Origin of the sequence: Mycobacterium lacus, assembly GCF_010731535.1 — a bacterium.
Taxonomy (GTDB): Bacteria; Actinomycetota; Actinomycetes; order Mycobacteriales; family Mycobacteriaceae; genus Mycobacterium; species Mycobacterium lacus.
Window position 1 is genome coordinate 1,532,299 of record NZ_AP022581.1, and the last position, 16,412, is coordinate 1,548,710.

Here is a 16,412-nt window from a genome sequence, read left to right on the forward strand (position 1 = left end):
CTGGGCCTTATGGGCTATTGGGTCTTACGCAGTATCAGAACCGAGCGTGCCGGCAGTGCAATCTCCTCGCCGTCCTTGACGACCCGTTCGGCGGCGCCGGTGGGGCTGGTGGTGTCGAGTTCCACGGTCCACTCCTGCGCATAGTCATCGTGGGGCATGAGGAAGTTGACCTCATGGTCGTGGGCGTTGAAGCACAACAGGAACGAGTCGTCGACCACACGTTCGCCACGCCGGTCGGGTTCCGGCAGCGCCTGACCGTTGAGGAACACTGCGATGCTCTTGCCGAAGTCGTTGTCCCAGTCCTGCGCCGTCATTTCCTGGCCGGCCGGCGTCAGCCAGGCGATGTCGCGGACTTCGGCGCCGCTGCGGATCGGCTGCCCCTTCAAGAATCGGCGGCGGCGAAACACCGGATGTTTCTTGCGCAAGCTAGTCACCGTGCGGGTGAACGTCAGCAGATCCGAATTCTTCTCGACCAGTGACCAGTCCATCCAGGACAGCGCCGAGTCTTGGCAATACACGTTGTTGTTGCCCAGCTGGGTGCGTCCGATCTCGTCGCCGTGTGCGATCATCGGGGTGCCCTGGCTGACCATCAGGGTGGCCATGATGTTGCGCATCTGTCGATAACGCAGCTCCACGATGCTCGGGTCATCGGTCGGGCCCTCGACGCCGCAGTTCCAGGACCGGTTGTAGCTCTCGCCGTCCTTGTTGTCCTCGCCGTTGGCCTCGTTGTGCTTCTCGTTGTAGGACACCAGGTCGGCCAGCGTGAATCCGTCATGGGCGGTAACGAAATTGATGCTGGCGCTGGGGCGGCGCCCGGTCGCCTCATACAGGTCCGACGACCCGGTCAGCCGGGAAGCGAACTCGCCCAGCGTGGCGGGCTCGCCTCGCCAGTAGTCGCGCACGGTGTCGCGGTACTTCCCGTTCCACTCGGTCCACAAGCCTGGAAAGTTGCCGACTTGATAGCCGCCTTCGCCGACATCCCATGGTTCGGCGATCAATTTGACCTGGCTGACGACCGGGTCCTGCTGCACCAGGTCGAAGAACGCCGAGAGCCGGTCGACGTCGTGCAGCTCGCGGGCCAAAGTGGCGGCCAGGTCGAATCGGAAGCCGTCGACGTGCATTTCGAGCACCCAGTAGCGCAACGAGTCCATGATCAGCTGCAGGGTGTGCGGGTGCCGGGCGTTGAGGCTGTTGCCGGTGCCGGTGAAATCCTTGTAGAAGCGCAGATCCTCGTCGACGAGCCGGTAGTAGTGGGCGTTGTCGATGCCGCGGAAGTTGATGGTCGGACCGAGGTGGTTGCCTTCGGCGGTGTGGTTGTAGACCACGTCGAGGATGACCTCGATGTCGGCTTCGTGCAAGGTTCGCACCATCGTCTTGAACTCGGCCACCGCGGCGCCGGGCTTCCGGTTCGAGGCGTACTGATAGTGCGGGGCCAGGAAACCAAACGTGTTGTAACCCCAGTAGTTTCGCAATCCAAGGTCGAGCAGTCGATGGTCGTGCATGAACTGGTGCACGGGCATCAGCTCGATGGCCGTGACGTTGAGCGACTTGAGGTGATCGATGATCACCGGGTGAGCCAGCCCGGCGTAGGTCCCGCGCAACTCCTGTGGGATGCCCGGATGGGTCTGCGTCATGCCCTTGACGTGGGCCTCGTAGATGATCGTCTCGTGATACGGCGTGTTGGGTGCGCGGTCCGACGCCCAGTCGAAGAAGGGGTTGATCACGACACTGGTCATGGTGTGGCCCAGCGAGTCGACCATCGGCGGAATGCCGGTCTGCGACGGGTCTTCCGCCGCGGCCGCCAGGTCGTAAGAGAACAATGCCTGCCCGAACTCGAAGTCACCGTCGAACGACTTCCCGTACGGGTCGAGCAACAGCTTGCTCGGATCGCATCGATGGCCGGCCGCCGGGTCGAACGGCCCGTGCACCCGAAAGCCGTAACGCTGTCCGGGCGTGATGCTCGGCAGGTAGCAATGCCAGATATATCCGTCGACCTCGTCGAGATTGATTCGGGTTTCCACCCCGTCGTCGGCGATCAAGCACAACTCAACCTTCTCGGCGACTTCGGAAAACAGCGAAAAGTTAGTGCCGGCACCGTCGTACGTAGCCCCGAGCGGAAACGCGGACCCAGGCCATACCCTCGACAACGCGGGAGAGGTGTCGACGGCGGTCTCGGCTGTGTCGGGTGCGTTCTCGGTCGACGACATCACTCGACCTTATCCGTGTCCGATGCGGTCCAGCTTCGGTCACCACCAGCCCGTGTTTGCTGCGATCTGCCGGCCGAGCTCGCCGGCCAGGGTCCGCACGTAGGTCGGGGACAGGTGATGGGCGCCGTGGTAGATCAGCACGTTTCCCTCCACCGGACGGCAGACGTCGGCGCGGCAGATCGCGTCGGACATATCAAGCGGCTTGAGTAGCGGGAACTGCGCGACGAAGTCGAGCGTGGGATTGCGATCGGCCAGCACCTGCGAGCGTTTGATCGCACACGACTGTGCGTTGCCGCCCTTGGCCAGGCAGTCCGCGGGATCGAACGGTTGGCCGTCCTTGACCAGCCACGGGGTGTCCCGCATGGCGAGGATGGGAATGTTGTTGTCGGACAACGTTTGCCAAATCCCGATGTAGGTGGCGGGCATCACGTCGCCGGGTTTGATGTTCCACGGTCGAGTGGACGTAGTGAAAACGTAGTCGGGATGGTCGGCGACCAACTTGTCCATCGTCGCATGCACCCACTCACGGCACTGGGGGTATGCGGCGTTGTTGCCCATGATCAGCGGGACTTCCTCGGTGGACAGCGGGCAGCCCATCTTGAGGTACGTCACCACCCTGAAGTGATGGATGCGGCCGAGCAGATCGAGTGCGGTCAGCCAGTGTTCCGCGTGCGAGCCGCCGGCCAGTGCGATGGTCCGCGGGGCGTCGACATCGCCGTAGGTGCAATTGACCACCGCCGGGTTGACGAAGTCACTGATGCAGCCGTCCCTGGTGGTCGCGGGGAGGTCGTCTTTGATTTCCAGGACGGTAGGCCGCATCCGCAACGTGGGCACCCGCACATGGGCGGTCAGGGCGCGCGCCCCGGGATAGTCCTGGGCGTTAAGTCCGCTCAGCTCCTTGCCGGCAGCGCGCACGACGATGACGTGCTCGCGCCAGGTGAACGAGGTGGCGGTCAGGGTGATGCCCAGGAGCACGACCACCGATCCCAGCGCGATCGTCGGCCGTCGCGCCTGGAATTGCGGTGTCGCGTTGGCGGGCGCACGGTACCGTAGCGGGTCCTCGACGTGCCGGGTGGTCAGGTACGCGAGCAAACCTGATACCAGCAACACGGCCAAGCCCTCGACCAGATTCGCGTGGCGGTGGCCGGTATAGGAGAGCCAGAAGATCAGCAGCGGCCAGTGCCACAGATACAGGGAGTAGGCGATCGCGCCGAGTGTCACCAGCGGCGCGACAGCCAGCACTCGGTTGGGCAGCGGCATCCGGTCGCGGGTGCCGGGATGGCCTTGCAGGTTGGCCCCGGCGAGGATCATCAGCATCGTGGCCCCGACCGGTACCAGCGCCCACGGGCCCGGGAATTCCTTGACCCCGTTGATCAGGGCCCCACACGACAGGATCGCCGCCAGCGCCACGGTGGCGACGACGGTGCGCAGCCACATCGGCCAACGGATGTGGGGCACCAGCGCGCCGACGAGTGCACCCAGCAGCAACTCCCACGCCCGGGCGAAGCTGTTGTAGTACGCGGTTGACTGGTTGGCCTGATGGGCAAAGACGGCATAGCCGAAGGACGCCGTTGTCAACGCGCTCAGCAGCACCACGAAGGTGGTCCGCAGGTGCGACGCCAGTGAGACGCGAAACAGATAGGCGCACCCGGCGACCAGGAGCAGGAAGGCGAGGTAGAACTGGCCCTGCACCGACATGGACCAGATGTGTTGCAACGGGCTGACGGCTTCGCCGGCCCGCAGATAGTCGGACGCCGAGTTGGCCAGCTCCCAGTTCTGGTAATAGCCCAGGCTGGCCAGACTTTGGTCGGCGTACGTCTCCCAGCGAGTCTGCGGTTGCACCAGGATCGTGAGCAGCCCGCATGCGGCCAGGACCACGACCAGAGCCGGAAGCAGCCGGCGGACCAGCCGGACCACTTCGGTCATCGGCGAGAGTGACAGGTCCGGGTCCAGCGCGGCGCGAAGAATCTTGCCACCGAAGAAGAACCCGGACAGCGCCAGGAACACGTCCACGCCGCCGGAGACCCGCCCGAACCAGATGTGGAACGCGGCGACCAGTGCGATCGCGATGCCGCGCAAGCCGTCGAGGTCGTGACGATGGAAACCCGTGGTCCGAGTCGTCGTCGCGCCCGATTCTCCGGCCGGCTCCGCAATGCCGGCCGGTGGTGGGGGCGGTGACAGGCTGACCATGATCGACAGCCAATTTACCGAATCCGCCGCCTCCCCCCGAGAGCCGATGTCCCGGCAGATGGGCAGGTGGCGGCCGGTCGGGAGGCCGAGAACGGTTATCGCGTGATACTGACGGGTGCCTGCTGGTATGGCGCCCGCTGCAACGGCGCTTGCTGTGCTGGCGATTGCTGCAATGGCATCGGCTGCAATGGGGCTTGCTGTACTGGGGCCTGCTGTGCTGGCGCCGGCTGGGCTGGCGCTTGCTGCAGTGGCGCCCGCTGCAACGGCGCCTGTTGCAACGGCAACTGCGGGGCGGGCGCCTGTTGCAACGGGGCCTGCTGCGCCGGCGCCTGTTGCACTGGCGCCTGCGGCGCCGGCTGGGTCCCGAGAACCCGGACCAGGTAGGGCGCCATGCCGCTGGTGCGCACCGGCGAGACCTGGACGGCGTCGCCCACCTCGAGCATCTGCCCGTTCCCGAGGTACATCGCAACGCTTTGCGTGCCCTCGGGGCCGTAGAAGATCAGGTCGCCCTTGCGTGCTTGCTGGGGCAGGACCTTCTGTCCGACCTTGTACATCTGGCCGGACGAACGCGGCAGCTTGATCCCGGCGCCGGCATAGGCGTATTGCATCAGGCCGGAGGCGTCGAATCCGACCGTGTTGATACCGGTGCCGGTACCCCGAGTGGGCCCGTTGACACCGCCGCCGGCCCAGGAGAACGGCACGCCGCGCTGCGAAACGCCGCGCGCGATCACGACGTCGGTGGCCTGCTGGTAGTCCATCGGCTTGGTGCCGGGGTCCGCGGCGGCGAGGCCGGGCGCGGCCATCGCGGCGACCATCATCGCCAGACCGATCGCGAAGGCGTAGATGCGATTCATGTGGGATTCCAACCTCCTTGGCCCTCTCGGGTCGTGTGAGCCTCGGCGCGGTGACTGCGCGCGTCGGCCGCCCTGCCATGACACCCGCGATGACCACCGGGCCGGGTCAAACGGAGCTGCATGGCACCGGGGAACGTGAATCAGGCGGTTTGCCCGTTGTATTCACACCAGTCACTACAGCCACTTTGGCAACAGAAGAAGGCGGTGTCCATAGCCGGCTAGATCCGCGAAAGATTTTTTGTCGTAACGTGACCGGACAGTGACTGGCGCCGCCCAAACCCCTATGGGCAGTTGTGATTTCAGTCTCGCCGAGGCGGCGCCGTCAGCGCCAATAGCGTTCGCTGAAGCCGGTCATGGCGTATCCGGCCACGGAGGTGAGGGTGATGACGGCGATCGTGATGATCGGCCAGAACGACATGTACCAACCCTTCACCATCGAAACGAACGGGCCGAGCACGGCGGCGGCTACGGCCGCACCGATGCCGCCCCACATCACCGGGTAGATGTAGTAGTTGACGCCGTAGGGCACCGGCGGGCAATCATCCGAAAGGCACACGTGGTCGGCGAAGGCGAAGAGGCGCGTTGGCCAGCTGGTCATCGAGACCAAGACGACGAGCACCCCCAAAATCGCGAGGGTGCAGATCACGTCCCAGGGCACGATCCGCAGCTTGAGCACCCGTGGCGCCTGATGGGCGGACGGGGGTTCGGTGGCGGAGCCGGGGCGAGCGTCTTCGGGCTGATTCGGCGGTGCCATGTCATGCATGCTCCCCGATGGCCGGCGTTTCTGCGACCGCAACTGCAACGCGCTGTTGTGTGGCTGCATTAGTGTCGGTCCCCATGGCTGCGGCTGGACCTTTGGGTCCGGGGTTGACCCCCGAGCAGATCAGCGCGATCGACGCCGCCCATTTGTGGCACCCCTACAGCGGGATCGGCAGGAAAGCCGCACCGCCCGTGGTGGCCGTCGCCGCCCGCGGCGCCTGGCTGACGCTGATCCGCCACGGCAAGCCGATCGACGTGCTCGACGCGATGAGCTCCTGGTGGACCGCGATCCACGGTCACGGCCATCCCGTGTTGGATGCGGCCCTGGCCACACAGCTGCGCACGATGAACCACGTCATGTTCGGCGGCCTGACCCACGAGCCGGCGGCCCGGCTGGCCCAGCTGCTGGTGGATATCACGCCGCCGGGTTTGGAGACGGTGTTTTTCAGCGACTCCGGGTCGGTATCGGTGGAGGTCGCGGTGAAGATGGCGTTGCAGCACTGGCGCAGCCTCGGGCTGCCCGCCAAGCGGCGGCTGATGACGTGGCGAGGCGGCTACCACGGCGACACCTTCACGCCGATGAGCATCTGCGATCCCGACGGCGGCATGCATTCGCTGTGGACCGACATCCTGGCCCCCCAGGTGTTCGCGCCGCAGGTGCCACGGCACTACGACCCCGGCTACAGCGCGGCGTTCGAAAAGCAACTCGCGCAGCACGCGGCCGAGCTGGCCGCCGTGGTCGTCGAGCCGGTCGTGCAGGGCGCGGGCGGGATGCGCTTCCACGACGCGCGCTATCTGGCCGACCTACGCGACATGTGCTCCCGTCATGAGGTGTTGCTGATCCTCGACGAGATCGCCACCGGCTTCGGCCGCACCGGGGAACTGTTCGCCGCCGACCACGCCGGGGTGAGCCCGGACATCATGTGTGTCGGCAAGGCGTTGACCGGCGGCTACCTCAGCCTGGCCGCGACCTTGTGCACAACCGACATCGCGCACACCATCAGCGCCGGCGAGGCCGGCGCGCTCATGCACGGGCCCACCTTCATGGCCAATCCGCTGGCCTGCGCGGTGTCGGTGGCGAGTATCGAAGTGCTGCTCGGTCAGGACTGGCGGTCGCGAATCGCCGAGATCGCCGCCGACCTGGCCGCCGGCCTGGAAGCCGCCCGCGCCTTGCCCGCCGTCACCGATGTCCGGGTGTGCGGCGCCGTCGGCGTCATCGAGTGCGACCGGCCGGTCGACTTGGCGGTCGCCACGCCCGCGGCGCTGGACCGCGGCGTCTGGCTACGCCCGTTCCGCAACCTGGTCTATGCGATGCCGCCGTACATCTGCCCGCCCGCCGAGATCGCCCAGATCACCTCGGCGATGGTCGAGGTCGCAACGCTCGCAGGCTCCCATAAGATCTAGGCCGATGAAGGCACCCCTGCGGACGTCACCGCTGGCCTGGCTGGAGGCGGTGGAGCGGCAACGCCGCGAGGCCGGACTGCGCCGCTCGCTACGGCCGCGTCCCGCCGTTGCCGCCGAGCTGGATCTGGCCTCCAACGACTATCTCGGCCTTTCCCAACATCCCGACGTGATCGACGGAGGCGTTGCCGCATTGCGCGTCTGGGGCGCCGGCGCCACCGGTTCGCGCCTGGTCACCGGCGATACCGAGCTGCACCAGGAATTCGAGTCCGAGCTCGCCGAGTACGTCGGCGCCTCGGCGGGTTTGTTGTTCTCGTCGGGATACACCGCCAACTTGGGGGCGGTGGTCGGCCTGTCCGGCCCGGGATCCTTGTTGGTGTCCGACGCTCATTCGCACGCATCGCTGGTGGATGCGTGTCGACTGTCGCGGGCCCGGGTGGTGGTGACCCCGCACCGCGACCTCGACGCCGTGGACTCGGCCCTGGAATCACGCGACGAGGAGCGCGCCGTCGTCGTCACCGACTCGGTCTTTAGCGCCGACGGCGCGCTGGCCCCGGTTCGCGAGTTGCACGAGGTATGCCGGCGCCACCGCGCACTGCTCCTGGTCGACGAGGCGCACGGGCTCGGCGTGCGCGGCGGCGGCCGCGGTCTGCTGTACGAGCTGGGCCTGGCGGGCGCGCCCGATGTGGTGATGACGACGACGTTGTCCAAGGCGCTCGGCAGCCAGGGGGGTGTGGTTCTTGGGCCGGCGCCCGTGCGTGCTCACCTGATCGATGCCGCGCGGCCTTTCATCTTCGACACCGGATTGGCGCCGGCGGCGGTCGGTGCCGCGCTGGCCGCGCTGCGGGTGCTCAAGGCCGAGCCGTGGCGTCCCGCGGCGGTCCTGAAGCATGCGCGCGAACTGGCCCGCATTTGTGATGTGCCCGTGGGGTCAGCGGTGCCACAGGCGGCGGTGGTGTCGGTGGTCCTGGGTGATCCCCAGGCGGCGCTGGCCGCGGCGACCGCCTGCCTGGACGCCGGCGTGAAGGTGGGGTGCTTCCGGCCGCCGACCGTGCCCGCCGGGACGTCGCGGCTGCGGCTCACCGCGCGCGCATCCCTGGAGGCCGGGGACCTCGAGGTGGCCCGACGGGTGCTGACGGACGTTCTCTCCATGGCGCGCCGTTGACCGTCCTGGTCGTCACCGGGACCGGCACCGGGGTCGGCAAGACCGTCGCCTGCGCGGCGCTGGCGTCGCACGCCCGTCAGGCCGGCATTGACGTCGCGGTGTGCAAACCCGTTCAGACCGGCACCGACGTTGGCGACGATGACCTCGCCGAGGTGGGCCGACTGTCCGGGGTGAGCGAGCTCGCGGGATTGGCGCGATATCCGTGTCCGCTGGCGCCGGCCGCCGCCGCCGAGCAGGCCGGGCTGGCATTACCCGGCCGCGACCGGGTGCTGCGGCTCATCCGTGGCCTGGACCGGCCCGGACGGTTGACGCTGGTCGAAGGCGCCGGCGGGTTGCTGGTCGAACTCGCCGGCGCTGGCGTCACACTGCGGGATCTCGCCGTCGACCTGGGGGCCGCGGCGCTGGTCGTGGTCGGCGCGGGACTCGGCACCCTCAACCACACCGCGCTGACGTTGGAATCGCTTGCCGTACACGGGGTTTCGTGTGCAGGGTTGGTGATCGGCAGCTGGCCGGCAGGGCCCGGGTTGGCGGAAACGTCGAATCGGTCTGCGCTGGCCCGGCTGGCGCCCGTGCGGGCCGCGCTGCCCGCCGGGGCCGGATCGATGGACGCGGCGGGCTTCGCGGGCATGAGCGCGAAGGCGTTTGACCGCGACTGGGTGACCACGTTGGTCGGCTGATGGTGCATTCGATCGAGCTGGTCTTCGACCGCGATACCGAGGCGGCGATCCGTCGCATCTGGGCGGACCTGGCCGCCGCCGGCATTCCCAGCCAGGCGCCGGCCAGTCGTCCGCATGTGACCCTGGCCGTTGCCGAACGGGTGGCCCCGGAGGTCGACGAGCTGCTGCGTCCGCTCGCCGCCCGGTTGCCGCTGCGCTGCGCGATCGGTGCCCCGGTGTTGTTCGGCCGCGCCAACGTCGTGTTCGCACGGCTCGTGGTGCCGACGAGCGAGCTGTTGGCCCTGCACGCCGAGGTGCACCGGCTAAGCCTTCCGCATCTGGCGCCGCAGGCGATGTCCAACAGCCTGCCCGGCCAGTGGACCGGACATGTCACGCTGGCCCGCCGGGTCGGTGGCCCCCAACTGGGGCGGGCACTGCGCATCGCGGGCCGGCCGTCGCAGATCAACGGCCACTTCGCCGGCTTGCGCCGGTGGGACGGCGGTAATCGGACCGAGCATCCGATCGGCTGAGGTGATCCGAGAGGAGTAATTGCGGAAATCGACTGGTGAAGCCGGTGGCGGGCTTACGATCGGTTTGCGCTGATTCTTCGACGATGACCGGGCGTTGGCCTCGGCTGTCCTGAGCGGGTAGGGGTGAGGGTCATGTCGTTTGTGGTGGTGGCGCCCGACGTGCTGGCGGCGGCAGCGACCGATCTGACCAGTATCGGTTCGACGATCAGCGCGGCCAACGCGGCGGCGGTGGCCCCGACGACGGCGGTGTTGGCCGCGGCCGAGGACGAGGTGTCGGCGGCCCTGGCGGCGTTGTTTGGTGCGCACGGCCAGGCCTATCAGGCGCTCAGCACTCAGGCGGCGGCGTTCCATGCGGGGTTTGTGCAGGCCTTGACCGCGGGCGCGGGTTCGTATGCCGCTGCCGAGGCGGCCGCCGTCTCGCCGCTGCAGGCCCTGGAGCAGCAGGTGCTCAACGCGATCAACGCGCCCACGCTGGCGCTGTTGGGGCGCCCGCTGATCGGCGACGGCGCCAACGGGGCGCCGGGGACCGGGGCTAACGGTGGGGACGGCGGGATTTTGTGGGGTAACGGGGGCAACGGGGGGTCGGGGACGAGCGCGGGTGGGCCGGGCGGGCATGGCGGGGCGGCCGGGTTGTTCGGTAACGGCGGCGCCGGTGGAGCCGGCGGGAGCGTGGGCGGGGTTGGCCCGGCCGGGGCCGGCGGCGCCGGCGGCACCGGCGGGCTACTCGTCGGCAACGGCGGGCCGGCGGCGCCGGCGGGGTCTCCGGCGCGACCTTTGGAGTCAGTGGGGCCGGCGGGGCCGGCGGCAACGCGATCGGGCTGTTCGGTCACGGCGGGGCCGGCGGGGTGGGCGGTCAATCCGCGAGCGCTGGCACCGGTGGGTCCGGTGGGGCCGGTGGCCATGCCGGATTGTTCGGCGACGGCGGCAGAGGCGGTGCCGGTGCCACCGGCGGCGGCAGCGGCACCGGGGGGTCCGGGGGGGCTGGTGGGGCCGGCGGGATGCTCGCGGGCATCGGCGGGGCCGGCGGCGCCGGCGGGAGCGGCGGTACCGGCGGGGCCGGTGGGGCCGGCGGCGACGCCGGGCTGTTCGGTGACGGCGGCGCCGGTGGGGCCGGCGCGCAGGGCACTTCCGGCAGCGGCGCCGGCGGGCACGGCGGGGCCGGCGGCATGCTCGCCGGTGACGGCGGCGCGGGCGGCAACGGCGGCAACAACCCGATTAACGCTACCGGGGCCGGGGGGGCGGGCGGGGCCGGCGGGGCCGCCAGTGGGCTGTTCGGCAACGGTGGGGCCGGCGGGGCCGGTGGGCAGGGCGCGTTCGGCGCCGGCACCGGCGGGACCGGCGGGGCCGGCGGTCGCGGCGCGCTGCTCGTTGGCGACGGCGGCCTCGGCGGTAACGGCGGGGTGGGAAGATTGGTCGCCGGGGCCGGGGGCGCCGGTGGCACGGCCGGATTGATCGGCAGCGGCGGCGCCGGCGGGGTGGGCGGGCAGAACCTGAACCCCGCCGGCACGGGGGGCAACGGCGGCAATGGCGGCAACGCCCAGCTGATCGGCAACGGCGGTGCCGGCGGTAACCCCGGGATTGGGGTTGTTTCCGACGGTACCCGCGGAGCCGACGGCACCGGTGGGATCCTGTTGGGGTTGCCCGGTGATGGGGCGGCCGCCACCTCGCCGCTGCAGGTCGTGCAACAGGAGGTGCTCAACGTGATCAACGCGCCCACCCAGGCGCTGTTGGGGCGCCCGCTGATTGGCGACGGTGTCGACGGGGCCCCGGGGACCGGGGCTAACGGTGGGGACGGCGGGATCTTGTTCGGTAACGGGGGCGACGGCGGGTCGGGCACGAGCGCGGGCGGGCCCGGCGGCCATGGCGGGGCGGCCGGGCTGTTCGGCAACGGCGGCGCCGGCGGCGCCGGCGGGAGCGTCACCGCCGGGGCAGCAGGGGCCGGCGGCGCCGGCGGCGCCGGCGGCCTAATCGTCGGCAACGGCGGGGTCGGCGGCGCCGGCGGGGTCTCCACCGACATCCTCGCCGGCGCCGGCGGCGCCGGCGGGGCGGGCGGCAACGCCATCGGGCTGTTCGGTAACGGCGGCGCCGGCGGGCAGGGAGCTGGCGGCACCGCCAGCGGCGGCGCCGGCGGCGTGGGCGGTCAGGGCGGCCTGTTCGTCGGCGCCGGCGGTGCCGGCGGCGCCGGCGGCAGCAGCAACAACGGCGCCGGGGCGGGCGGGGCGGGCGGCAACGCCATCGGGCTGTTCGGCAACGGTGGGGCCGGCGGCACCGGCGGACAGGGCACCCCGGCCGGCAGCGGTGGGGCCGGCGGCCATGCTGGGGTGTTTGGCACCGGCGGGGCGGGTGGCACCGGCGGCAACGGCTTCGACGCCGGCGCCGGCGGGGCCGGCGGGGCCGGCGGCATGCTCGCCGGCGACGGCGGGGCGGGTGGCACCGGCGGGAACAGCCAGAGGTTCGTCGGCGGGCTGGCCGGGGCCGGTGGGGCCGGCGGGGCCGCCATCGGGCTGTTCGGCAACGGTGGGGCCGGCGGCGCCGGCGGGCAGGGCGCCCTGGGTTTGAACGGCACCGGCGGGGCCGGCGGGGTCGGCGGTCGCGGCGCCCTGCTCGTTGGCGACGGCGGCGCCGGCGGTAACGGCGGCGCCGGCAGCAATGTCGCCGGCGACGGCGGCGCCGGCGGCATGGCCGCGCTGATCGGCAGCGGCGGGGCCGGCGGGGTCGGCGGGCAGAACACGAGCGTCGCCGGTAAGGGGGGCAACGGCGGCGACGGCGGCAACGCGCAGCTGATCGGTAACGGCGGTGACGGCGGTGACGCCGGGATCGGGGTTGTTTCCAACGGGACCGGCGGCACCGGCGGCACCGGTGGCACCGTGTTGGGCTTGCCCGGGACCACCGGGCAGATGTAGCCGGTGCAGTGCGGCCAACGACCCGCCTCGGCCACGTGGCGTTTGTGCGCGTGCGTGCCGCTACCCTAGCCTGAACACCGTCGCGCCCGGGCTGCGATGAGCCTGTGGCAGATCTTCCGGAAAGCAAGGATTACCAGGGGAGCATTTGGTGACGCAGGCGGCTACTGGACCGATGACCGACGCCGACCACAGGGGAGCGAATCAGACCGACATTCTGGCGGTGGCCCGCGAACAGGTGCTGCAGCGCGGCGAGGGGTTGAATCGGGACCAGGTGCTGCGGGTGCTGCGGCTGCCCGACGACCGGCTCGAGGAACTGCTGGCGCTGGCCCACGAGGTGCGGATGCGCTGGTGCGGGCCCGAGGTCGAGGTCGAGGGCATCATCAGCCTGAAGACCGGTGGCTGCCCGGAGGATTGCCATTTCTGCTCCCAGTCCGGGCTGTTTGCCTCACCGGTGCGCAGCGCCTGGCTGGATATTCCCAGCCTGGTCGAGGCGGCCAAGCAGACCGCCAAGTCCGGCGCCACCGAGTTCTGCATCGTGGCCGCGGTCCGCGGACCCGACGACCGGCTCATGGCCCAGGTCGCGGCGGGCATCGAGGCGATTCGCGACGAGGTCGAGATCAACATCGCCTGCTCGCTGGGGATGCTGACCGCCGAGCAAGTCGACCAGCTCGCGGCGATGGGTGTGCATCGTTACAACCACAACCTCGAGACCGCCCGCTCGTTCTTCCCCAACGTCGTCACCACGCACACCTGGGAGGAGCGCTGGCAGACGTTGTCGATGGTGCGTGACGCCGGGATCCAGGTGTGCTGTGGCGGCATCCTCGGGATGGGGGAGACGCTGGAACAGCGCGCGGAGTTCGCCGTCGAGCTGGCCGAGCTCGGCCCCGACGAGGTCCCGCTGAACTTCCTCAACCCGCGGCCTGGTACCCCCTTCGGCGACCTGGAGGTGATGCCCGCCGGCGAAGCGCTCAAGTCGGTGGCCGCCTTCCGGCTGGCGTTGCCGCGCACCATGTTGCGGTTCGCCGGTGGTCGCGAGATCACCCTCGGTGACCTCGGCGCCAAGCGGGGGATCCTGGGCGGCATCAACGCCGTGATCGTCGGAAACTATCTGACCACGCTCGGCCGGCCCGCCGAAGCCGATCTGGAACTGCTCGAAGACCTCCAGATGCCGATCAAGGCGCTCAACGCCAGCCTGTAGTGGGAATCGTGGCCGCAACACCTGGCGCTCCGGTCGCCGCAGGCGTCTACAACGTCTACACCGGCGAATTGGCCGGCACGCCCAACCCCACGGCGGCCCAGTTGGGGCTTGAGCCGCCGCGGTTCTGCGCGCAATGCGGGCGCCGGATGGTGGTGCAGGTTCGCCCCGACGGCTGGTGGGCACGGTGCTCGCGACACGGACAGGTGGACTCCGCCGGCCTGGAGCAGCGGTGACCGAAGAAGCCGAACCCGCGGAACCCCGGCCGCCCGGCGCCCCGCACACGTCGCGTTCCCGCGCGATCGTCGTCGTGACGCTGGGCCTAGCGGCAACGGGTGTGCTCGTCGGCGCGCTGTGGGCGTGGATCGCCCCTGCGATCCACGCGGTGGTGGCCCTCACCCGCTCGGGCGAGCGGGTGCACGATTATCTGGGCACCGAATCCAGCAACTTCTTCGTCGCGCCGTTTCTGATGCTCGGGCTCTTGAATGTGGTGGCGGTGGTGGCCTCCGTGCTGGTGTGGCAGTGGCGGGCACACCGGGGGCCGGGCATGGTCGTCGGGCTCTCGACCGGTTTGGTGGCCGCTGCGGCGGCCGCCGCGGCAGTGGGGGCCGTGTTGGTTCGGCTGCGTTACGGCGCGTTGGATTTCGACGTGGTAGCGCTATCGGGAGCCGACCACAAGCTGGCCTATGTCACCCAGGCACCGCCGGTCTTTTTCGACCGCCGGCCATCGCTGGTGGCCGCCACCCTGCTGTCGCCGGCCGCCGCCGCCGCACTGGTATATGCCTTGCTCGCGGCCGGTAACGCACGCGATGACCTGGGCGGCTACCCGCCGGTCGACGCGTCGTCGAAGCCGCTGGCCGTGACGCCCGAAGCCGCGGAAGCCGCCGTGTCCACAGCCGGGCGTCACAGCGGGCGGCGGTGAAGCTTCCTGCCAGTGATGACCTTGGCCGCGATCTTGACCAGTCGAGCCATCCCGATGTAGGTCATCGGATTGAACATGGTCGGCCACGTGGTCCTGATCAGATGGTCGGTCAGCGGTCGGCGCTCGAACCGGTCGGTGAGCCAGCGAAGTGTCATCGGGGCGGACAGCGGGTGCAGGCAGATATGTTCGTTGAAGGCGTCCCGATGGTAGGTGACCTGGGCGCCGCCGGCCGAATACGCGTCGGCCAGCGCGTCGATGTCGTCGACGGCGATGAGGTAGTCGTGCACGGCTTGCACGATCAACACCGGCGGTGTCGGCACTGAGGCGCCAAGCTTGATGTCGGCGAAGACACGCACAACCTCCGGCGTTGACAGGATGTCCTCGAGCGGTTTGTCGAGAAAGTCGCCCAAGTCCCTGTTCGCCACGCGCAGGACGGCTTCCGCCGTCGTCATGGTCTCCAGCCGCTTGAGCAGCTCGCGACCCTCTTCGTTGGTGTGCTCTTTGATCACCCGCTCCAGGCCGGGATAGGCGTGTGCGAGCGCGGCCACCATCAGCGCCGGAAGACCAGTCAGCAAGGTGCCGTTGAGCCTGCGGAACGTGTGGCCCAAGTCGCCGACGGGGGAGCCCAGCACGACCCCGACGATGTCGAGCTCAGGTGCGTACCCGCCGGATACCTCGGCCGCCCAGGCGCTGGCCAGCCCGCCGCCGGAATACCCCCACAGGCCGATCGGCGCCGACTCGGACAGACCTAGGCGCTCTGAACCCAAGGCGGCGCGGATGCCGTCCAGGACGCGGTAGCCGGGTTCGTAGGGTGTGCCCCACAGCCCCTGCAGCCCTTCGTGGTCCGGTACCGAGACCGCCCAACCCTCGGCGAGTGCGGCGGTGATCAGCAGGAGCTCGAGCTGCGTCAGTGACCCGAGCGCCTTGGCCCTGCGCCGCAGCGCATAGGACGGAAAACAGCGCGATGCCATGGCGTCGATCGCGCACTGGTAGGACAGCAGCGGCACGGGCTTTTCGGGAGTCAAGTCGGCCGGGACGATCACTGTGGTGACCGCCGCCTCGGGGTTGCCGTTCATGTCCATCGTCCGGTACAGCAACTGGGTCGCACTGAGGCGCTGCGGTATGAGACCCAAAAACGCCAGCTCAACGTCGCGCGAGCGCAGCACCGTACCGGGCTGGGCATGGTGGTAGCCGAGCGGCGGCTGGTAGAACGGGTCGTCCGACGGCAGCAGCGGGCGTACCTTGCGCTGCAACTCCTCGTGCGGCGGGCGGCCTATCCACTCCGCGGCGCGCGCCCCCGCCAGATTGCCGAGCTCCACCATTGAGGCTCCCTTCGTGGCCACCGGCATCCTCGCGCCCGAACGATCCCGAATGAAACGCGCAGGTAGCCTAGTCACACTTCGGCGCCGGCACCTCATCGGCGGCCAGCGCCTCTTAACCAAGTCTTATGCAGTCTTATCTGACTCTTATGCAATTTACCGTCATCGACGCCAAATCGGAATTCGGGCGCGGCGTGCGGCGCGTCACATTCGGCGCGTTATCCCACAAATTGGCAGGTATCTGACAGCGAGTTCGAAGAATCGAAAACAAGTGCTCCGCCCGGATGTGATACGAGGGCCATAACGTTGAG

At 69.5% G+C, this 16,412-nt stretch carries 12 protein-coding genes and 1 pseudogene; 8 read left to right on the top strand and 5 right to left on the bottom strand.

Annotation, left to right across the window (positions count from 1 at the left end; all coding sequences use genetic code 11):
- Nucleotides 1-14: 14 nt before the first annotated feature.
- The 4 genes from glgX to G6N24_RS07080 form a co-directional block, all read right to left on the bottom strand.
- Complete coding sequence (gene glgX, locus G6N24_RS07065; protein ID WP_085160832.1) at nt 15-2,207, bottom strand: glycogen debranching protein GlgX; 2,193 nt, start codon at nt 2,205-2,207, stop codon at nt 15-17.
- A 39-nt stretch (nt 2,208-2,246) separates the two neighbouring features.
- Nucleotides 2,247-4,397, bottom strand: a complete 2,151-nt coding sequence (locus G6N24_RS07070) for an acyltransferase family protein (RefSeq protein WP_085160830.1) — start codon at nt 4,395-4,397, stop codon at nt 2,247-2,249.
- Nucleotides 4,398-4,492: 95 nt separating this feature from the next.
- On the bottom strand, nt 4,493-5,251 hold the full coding sequence (gene ripD / locus G6N24_RS07075) for an NlpC/P60 family peptidoglycan-binding protein RipD (RefSeq protein ID WP_085160827.1): 759 nt from the start codon (nt 5,249-5,251) through the stop codon (nt 4,493-4,495).
- A gap of 322 nt (nt 5,252-5,573) precedes the next feature.
- On the bottom strand, nt 5,574-6,005 hold the full coding sequence (locus tag G6N24_RS07080) for a hypothetical protein (protein ID WP_085160882.1): 432 nt from the start codon (nt 6,003-6,005) through the stop codon (nt 5,574-5,576).
- Between the two features lie 83 nt (nt 6,006-6,088).
- Between G6N24_RS07080 and G6N24_RS07085 the strand changes: the two genes are divergently transcribed.
- From G6N24_RS07085 to G6N24_RS07120, 8 genes and pseudogenes are all read left to right on the top strand, one after another.
- Nucleotides 6,089-7,414 carry an adenosylmethionine--8-amino-7-oxononanoate transaminase gene (locus G6N24_RS07085; protein ID WP_085160825.1) on the top strand — a complete coding sequence of 442 codons (1,326 nt, stop codon included), beginning with the start codon at nt 6,089-6,091 and terminating at the stop codon, nt 7,412-7,414.
- Between the two features lie 4 nt (nt 7,415-7,418).
- Complete coding sequence (locus G6N24_RS07090; RefSeq protein ID WP_085160823.1) at nt 7,419-8,576, top strand: 8-amino-7-oxononanoate synthase; 1,158 nt, start codon at nt 7,419-7,421, stop codon at nt 8,574-8,576.
- Nucleotides 8,573-9,253, top strand: coding sequence for a dethiobiotin synthase (gene bioD / locus G6N24_RS07095; RefSeq protein ID WP_085160821.1), 681 nt, complete (start codon nt 8,573-8,575; stop codon nt 9,251-9,253). Before G6N24_RS07090 ends, bioD begins: the two co-directional genes overlap by 4 nt.
- A complete protein-coding gene (locus G6N24_RS07100; protein ID WP_085160819.1) occupies nt 9,253-9,762 on the top strand; it encodes a 2'-5' RNA ligase family protein in 510 nt (169 codons plus the stop codon). The genes bioD and G6N24_RS07100 overlap by 1 nt, the downstream gene beginning before the upstream one ends.
- Before the next feature lie 132 nt (nt 9,763-9,894).
- Nucleotides 9,895-12,665: pseudogene (locus G6N24_RS07105) on the top strand (PE family protein).
- Nucleotides 12,666-12,813: 148 nt separating this feature from the next.
- Nucleotides 12,814-13,863 carry a biotin synthase BioB gene (bioB, locus tag G6N24_RS07110; protein ID WP_085161376.1) on the top strand — a complete coding sequence of 350 codons (1,050 nt, stop codon included), beginning with the start codon at nt 12,814-12,816 and terminating at the stop codon, nt 13,861-13,863.
- Nucleotides 13,863-14,096 (top strand): biotin synthase auxiliary protein BsaP, encoded by a 234-nt coding sequence (gene bsaP, locus G6N24_RS07115; protein ID WP_179963473.1) that lies wholly within the window; start codon nt 13,863-13,865, stop codon nt 14,094-14,096. The genes bioB and bsaP overlap by 1 nt, the downstream gene beginning before the upstream one ends.
- The gene (locus G6N24_RS07120) at nt 14,093-14,782 is read left to right on the top strand and encodes a DUF2567 domain-containing protein (RefSeq protein WP_139822454.1); all 690 of its coding nucleotides are present in this window, start codon (nt 14,093-14,095) and stop codon (nt 14,780-14,782) included. Before bsaP ends, G6N24_RS07120 begins: the two co-directional genes overlap by 4 nt.
- On the opposite strand, the gene G6N24_RS07125 is transcribed toward G6N24_RS07120, so the two are convergent.
- Complete coding sequence (locus tag G6N24_RS07125; protein ID WP_085161382.1) at nt 14,764-16,104, bottom strand: lipase family protein; 1,341 nt, start codon at nt 16,102-16,104, stop codon at nt 14,764-14,766. The genes G6N24_RS07120 and G6N24_RS07125 overlap by 19 nt on opposite strands.
- Between the last annotated feature and the right edge of the window lie 308 nt (nt 16,105-16,412).